Source organism: Mesorhizobium sp. M7A.F.Ca.AU.002.02.1.1, assembly GCF_003998535.1.
GTDB lineage: Bacteria > Pseudomonadota > Alphaproteobacteria > Rhizobiales > Rhizobiaceae > Mesorhizobium > Mesorhizobium ciceri.
In genome coordinates, this window is sequence record NZ_RZPB01001065.1 from 1 (window position 1) to 1673 (window position 1673).

The 1673-nt window shown below is 65.2% G+C and carries 2 protein-coding genes; both read left to right on the forward strand.

Annotated elements, in window-relative coordinates; translation table 11 throughout:
• Positions 1–51 precede the first annotated feature (51 nt).
• Positions 52–1389: a pitrilysin family protein gene (locus tag EN879_RS35020; protein ID WP_164745909.1), complete on the forward strand. Its 1338-nt coding sequence runs from the start codon at positions 52–54 to the stop codon at positions 1387–1389.
• A partial coding sequence (locus EN879_RS35025; protein ID WP_245493924.1) for a patatin-like phospholipase family protein occupies positions 1386–1673 on the forward strand: 288 nt, incomplete at its 3' end. The genes EN879_RS35020 and EN879_RS35025, both read left to right, overlap by 4 nt.

The following is a 1673-nucleotide window of genomic DNA, read 5'->3' on the forward strand; positions in this document are numbered from 1 at the left end:
GAACAAAGCGGAGGTGGGGGGAGGGGGAGCGCCGGCTTCCGCGATTGGTCGCTGCCGACGATTGCCGCATGGCGTGCACTCACCACCCTCTTTCTCTCCATCCTCTTCCTCATCCTGCCGGCGCTCACCGCGCGGGCCATGGAGATCCAGTCCGTCACCTCGCCAAAGGGCATCACCGCCTGGTTGGTCGAGGATTATTCCGTGCCGGTCGTGGCCATCCGCTTCGTCTTTGGCGGCGGCTCGACGCAGGATCCTGTCGGCAAGGAAGGACTGGCCAATCTGATGACCGGCCTGTTCGACGAAGGCGCCGGCCCGCTCGATAGTGAAGACTTCCAGATCAAGCTCGACGATGCCGGCGCCGAGATGAGCTTCGACGAGAGCCGCGACGGCATCTACGGCTCGATGCGCATGCTGGCCGAGCAGCGCGACCAGGCCTTCGACCTGCTGCGGCTGGCGGTCAACGAGCCGCGCTTCGACCAGTTGCCGATCGACCGCATCCGTTCCCAGATCCTGTCCGGCATCATCGCCGGCGAAAACGACCCGGACACGGTGGCGCAGAACAAATGGGCGCGCGCCCTCTATGGCGACCATCCCTATTCCCGCTCCGATCAGGGCACCAAGGAAAGCATCGCCGCCATCACGTCCGATGATCTGAAAGGCCTGCACAAAGCGGTGTTCGCGCGCGGCGGCCTGCATGTCGCCGTAGTCGGCGCCATCGACGCGGAGACGCTGAAGAAGAAGCTCGACATGGTGTTCGGCGACCTGCCGCAGAACCAGGCGCTGAGGCCTGTGGCCGATATCGACCCGAAGCTGGCGCAGCATATCGAGGTCGACTACGACCTGCCGCAGACCTCCCTGCAGCTCGCCTTTCCCGGCGTGAAGCGCAAGGCGGCGGATTTCTTCCCCGCCGTGCTGATGAACGAGATCCTCGGCGGCGGCACCTTCACCTCGCGCCTGTTCCAGGAAGTGCGCGAAAAGCGCGGACTGGCCTACAGTGTCAACTCCTCGCTCATCAACCAGGACCACGCTAACGCGTTGATCGTCAGCACCGGCACCCGGTCCGACCGTGCGGCCGAGACGCTTGGCATCGTCCGCGATGTCGTCAAGCAATTGGCCGAACAAGGCCCGACCGAAGCGGAACTGGCGGCGACCAAGAAATACATGATCGGCGCCTACGCCATCAACAATCTGGACTCGTCCAGCGCCATCGCCTCGACATTGGTCGAGTTGCAGCTCGACGATCTCGGCATCGACTACATGCAGCGCCGCGCCGGCTACATCAATGCGGTGACGCTCGAACAGGTCAAGGCGGCGGCGAAAAAGCTGCTGACCACCGAGCCGACCATCATGGTCATCGGCCCGAAACTGGCCGGAGCCGGCAAGGGATGAGCCCCACCTTCGGCATCGCCTTCGGCGGCGGCGGCGCGCGCGGGCTGGCCCACATCCATGTCATCGAGGCGCTGGACGAGCTCGGCATCAAGCCGGTGGCGATTGCCGGCTCGTCGATCGGCGCCATCATGGGTGCCGGCATGGCATCGGGTATGGCCGGCAAGGACATCCACGACTACGCCCGCTCGATCCTCGGCCGCCGCCGCCGAAGGCGATGCCGAAGGTGGGGCTCATCCCTTGCCGGCTCCGGCCAGTTTCGGGCCGATGACCATGATGGTCGGCTC